Origin of the sequence: Rhodococcus spelaei (assembly GCF_006704125.1) — a bacterium.
GTDB classification, from domain to species: Bacteria; Actinomycetota; Actinomycetes; order Mycobacteriales; family Mycobacteriaceae; genus Rhodococcus_G; species Rhodococcus_G spelaei.
This window is the reverse complement of sequence record NZ_VIGH01000016.1, coordinates 1-3,874: the sequence shown is the minus strand read 5'-3', so window position 1 is coordinate 3,874 and position 3,874 is coordinate 1. Positions and strand designations below refer to the sequence as shown.

The following is a 3,874-nucleotide window of genomic DNA, read 5'->3' as shown; positions in this document are numbered from 1 at the left end:
TCCTGTCGGTGTAGTGGGTGTCTAAGCAGCTCCACTTCACGACAGGAGACCTTCGCTGTTCAACGACCAGCTACAGCGTGTCGTCGCAATCTCTCAACCAACCTGCCTGGGCAGTACACCTAGGCGGCTGCGCCGCCCGTGAGTCCTTCCGGCCCTCATGCGGACCGGGAGGACTCACGGGTCAGTCCGCCCGCTCTCGCCGCGGCAGCAGCACCCGGAACACGGCTCCCCCACTGTCGGGGGATTCGACCGTCACCGTGCCGCCGTGCGCGGCGACGAGCGCCGCAACGATGGACAACCCGAGCCCGCTGCCGCCCGACCCCCGGGTGCGCGAGGTGTCGGCCCGGTAGAAGCGTTCGAAGACCCGTTCCCGCGCTTCCTCGGTCAGTCCGGGGCCGGTGTCCGCGACCTCGAGCAGTGCGTCGGCGCCGACCGTGCCGACCCGCACCGTGACGGCGGCGTCGGCCGGGGTGTGCCCGACGGCATTGCTGACCAGGTTCGCGAGCACCTGCCGCAGCCGCGCGTCGTCGCCGAGCACCTCCGGGAAGCCCGGACCGTCAACGACTTCGAGACTGATACTGCGGTCCGGCGTGACCGCCCGCGCGTCGTGCACGGTGTCAGAGGCGACCGCCAACAGATCCACCGGTACCCGTTCGAGCGGACGCTGGGCGTCGAGCCGGGCCAGCATCAACAGGTCCTCGACGAGCAGGCCCATCCGGGAGGCCTCACCCTCGATCCGCGACATCACCAGCTCGGTATCGGTCATCGCGCCCTGCCGGTACAGCTCGGCGAAGCCGCGAATCGTGGTGAGCGGCGTGCGCAGCTCGTGGCTGGCATCCGCGACGAACCGGCGCATCCGCTCCTCCGACCGGCGAGCGGACTCCTCCGACGCCTCGGTCGCGGCGAACGCGGTCTGGATCTGCGCGAGCATGCCGTTCAGCGCGACCGTCAGCCTGCCGACCTCGGTTCGGTCCTCGCGCACCGGGATTCGCTGGTGCAGCCTGCCTGCCGCGATCGCAGCGGCGGTCTTCTCGACCTCCTCGAGCGGCCGGAGGCTGCGCCGCACCACGAAGTAGCCGGCCACCCCGAGCGCCACCAACACAGCCACTCCGATACCGACCTGCAGCCCGATCAGCCGTTCCACCGTCTGGTCGACATCCGCCAGCCGCATCGCGACGGTGACCGTCCCGTTCGGGGTGGTGACGGTGAGCACTCGCCAGTGTTGGTCGTGATGGCCGACCGACCCGACGGTGACCGGGTCGGGTCCGGGGTTCGCGGGCAGGTCCGGCTCGACCCCCGACAGGTCGTTGATCACCAGGCGGGTCGCGCCGTCGGGCGTCTCACTGCGGACGTAGAACGGGCTCGGCGGCCGGGACGGCCCGGGCTCGGCACTGGGCGGCGGCACCAGGGGCCGCCCCTCGCGCGGCTTGGCCCAGCCGTGGGCGGCCTCGCGCAGGGCCGTGTCGGTCCGCGAGATCAGGGAGTTCCTCATCGCGGAGGTCACCGCGATCCCGGAGGCGGTCAACCCGAGCGCGGCCAGCACCAGCAGCGCGGCGACCAGGGTGAACCGCAGCGGCATCCGTCGAATGCGGCGCACCGCGGCTACCTCGGCTCGCGCATCACGTAGCCGACACCGCGCAACGTGTGGATCAACCGCGTGTCCCCGGTGTCGACCTTGCGCCGCAGGTACGACACGTACGACTCGACCACACCGACCTCCCCGCCGAAGTCGTAATGCCACACGTGATCGAGGATCCGCGGCTTGCTCAGCACCACACCGGCATTGACCATGAAGTACCGCAGCAGGGTGAACTCGGTCGGCGAGAGCGAGACCGGCTCACCCGCCTTCCACACCTCGTGGGTCTCGTCGTCGAGTTCGAGGTCCGCGAACCTGATCCGGGACGGCGTGGCGGCCTGCGGGTCCCGGGAGACGCGGCGCAGGATCACCCGCAGTCGCGCGACGACCTCCTCGAGACTGAACGGCTTCGTGACGTAGTCGTCGGCGCCGAGGGTGAGCCCGGTGACCTTGTCGTCGACCGCGTCCTTGGCCGTCAGGAACAGCACCGGCGCCTCGACACCGTCCGCGCGCAGGCGCCGCAGCAGGCCGAAACCGTCCATGCCCGGCATCATCACGTCGAGGATCATCGCGTCCGGCCGGAACGCCCGAGCCTTGTCGAGCCCCTCGGGACCGTTGGCCGCGACCTCGACCTCGAACCCCTGGAATCGCAGGCTCACGGACAGCAGCTCGACGATGTTCGGCTCGTCGTCGACGATCAGGACACGCGCTTCGGTTCGGTTGGCACTCACGTCCCCATCATGGCCGCGCGCGCTGGACCACTGCTGAACGTTCGCTGGGAACTTCCTGTGAGGCGCTCCGCGCCCGTGCGCGCGGTTCACCCCACCCGGGGTACAAAACGCTCACAGCGCGAAGCGCCCGCTTTGCTACGGTGGAAGCGTCAACGACGACACCCGGACGAGCGCACCGTACCCGGACAGCGACAAGACGGTGCCTTGGGAGAATCAGTCACCATGGCATGGATCGTGCTCGTCGTCTCCGGTGTCCTCGAGGCCGTGTGGGCCACCGCCCTCGGCAAGTCGGAGGGCTTCACCCGGCTCTCCCCCTCGATCGTGTTCGGAGCCGGACTGCTGCTCAGCATGGCCGGCCTCGCGTACGCGATGCGGACCCTGCCGATCGGAACCTCGTATGCGGTGTGGGTCGGGATCGGCGCCGCGTTGACGGTCGCCTACGCGATGCTCAGCGGCACCGAATCGGCGTCACTGGTGAAGGTTCTGCTGATCCTCGGCATCGTCGGGTGCGTCGTCGGACTCAAGGTCCTGCACTGACCCGACCCCGAAGCAACGCCGACCCCGAGGGGACCTGATGCCCGTCGGCGCAGGGTTACAGTAATCGCATGAATCTGGTGGCGATCGTCACACTGCCGGCGAAGGCGAGCCTCGCGCTCACCGACTCCGCCCTCGGCGTGGCCGAGACGGCCCTCGGTGCGGCGCGCGTGATGCTGTCCGCGTCCACGTCCGGCGCGTTGGGCGGCAGCCTCGGTGGGCTCTCCGCCGCCAACCCGTCCGGACCGCTGAAGCTGTTGCAGCAGATCTCCGAACTCGCCTCCGACCAGCGGCCGCTCGGTCAGGCGATGAGGCCGGGAGGCCCCCTGGACCGACTGCTCGAACCCGGCGGGGTGGTCGACCGACTCACCGCTCCGGGCGGCACCCTCGAGCGGCTCATCGAACCCGGCGGGCCGCTCGAACGGGTCCTGGCCACCGGCGGTCCCGTCGACCGCCTGCTCGACGAGGACGGCCCGGTGGAGCGACTGCTCGCCCCCGGCGGGTTGCTGGACCGGCTGACCGCGGAGGACGGCCCGCTCGAACGCCTCACCGCCACCTCGGGACCGCTCGAGACGCTCACCCGCGAGGGCGGCCTGATCGACACCCTCACCCGCGAGAACGGACTGATCGAGCGCGCACTCGAAGAGGACGGCGTCCTCGAGACCCTGCTCGCCAAGGACGGCGCCCTGGAACGGATCATCGCGGTGGGCGGGCCGCTGGATCAGCTCGTGTCCCTGTCCGAGACCCTGACGTCCCTCACCCCGAACCTGGAGAAGCTGGGCGACAGCGTCGAACTTCTCCGCGAGACGGTCGGAGTGCTCGGCGCCGCGGTCGGGCCGCTCGGCGACCTCGCCGGCCGGTTGCCGGGCCGCTGGCTCAAGGGCGGCCGCGCCAACGGCACCGAACTGACCTAGCTGTACTGCCCAGGGACGTTGGTCAATCGGCTGAAGGGAACGTTCCTACCGATGGCGGAGTGTTGCCGGTGGTGATTGTAGGTGTGTAGCCATCCCGACAACGCGCTCCGTCGGGCTTG

4 protein-coding genes, 1 pseudogene and 1 riboswitch are annotated in these 3,874 nt (G+C 70.1%); of the genes and pseudogenes, 2 read left to right on the top strand and 3 right to left on the bottom strand.

Annotated features, from left to right (window positions below; translation table 11 throughout):
- Positions 1 to 181: 181 nt before the first annotated feature.
- Together FK531_RS22150 and FK531_RS22145 are read right to left on the bottom strand one after the other, a co-directional pair.
- A complete protein-coding gene (locus tag FK531_RS22150; RefSeq protein WP_142103425.1) occupies positions 182 to 1,579 on the bottom strand; it encodes a sensor histidine kinase in 1,398 nt (465 codons plus the stop codon).
- A 23-nt stretch (positions 1,580 to 1,602) separates the two neighbouring features.
- The gene (locus tag FK531_RS22145) at positions 1,603 to 2,307 is read right to left on the bottom strand and encodes a response regulator transcription factor (protein ID WP_142103423.1); all 705 of its coding nucleotides are present in this window, start codon (positions 2,305 to 2,307) and stop codon (positions 1,603 to 1,605) included.
- Between the two features lie 143 nt (positions 2,308 to 2,450).
- Positions 2,451 to 2,513, top strand: a riboswitch (guanidine-III (ykkC-III) riboswitch).
- A gap of 16 nt (positions 2,514 to 2,529) precedes the next feature.
- On the opposite strand from FK531_RS22145, the gene FK531_RS22140 reads away from it, so the two are divergent.
- Both FK531_RS22140 and FK531_RS22135 read left to right on the top strand, forming a co-directional pair.
- Positions 2,530 to 2,844 (top strand): DMT family transporter, encoded by a 315-nt coding sequence (locus tag FK531_RS22140; RefSeq protein ID WP_142103421.1) that lies wholly within the window; start codon positions 2,530 to 2,532, stop codon positions 2,842 to 2,844.
- Between the two features lie 68 nt (positions 2,845 to 2,912).
- On the top strand, positions 2,913 to 3,755 hold the full coding sequence (locus FK531_RS22135) for an ABC transporter (RefSeq protein WP_142103419.1): 843 nt from the start codon (positions 2,913 to 2,915) through the stop codon (positions 3,753 to 3,755).
- Here FK531_RS22135 and FK531_RS22130 read toward each other — a convergent pair.
- Positions 3,752 to 3,874: pseudogene (locus tag FK531_RS22130) on the bottom strand (IS481 family transposase); the annotation flags it as partial. The gene FK531_RS22135 and the pseudogene FK531_RS22130 overlap by 4 nt on opposite strands.

Excerpts from the sequence above, each read along its gene's own strand:
- FK531_RS22135 (WP_142103419.1), top strand. The coding sequence starts at position 2,913 with ATGAATCTGGTGGCGATCGTCACACTGCCGGCGAAGGCGAGCCTCGCG.
- FK531_RS22140 (WP_142103421.1), top strand. The coding sequence starts at position 2,530 with ATGGCATGGATCGTGCTCGTCGTCTCCGGTGTCCTCGAGGCCGTGTGG.
- FK531_RS22150 (WP_142103425.1), bottom strand. The coding sequence starts at position 1,579 with ATGCCGCTGCGGTTCACCCTGGTCGCCGCGCTGCTGGTGCTGGCCGCG.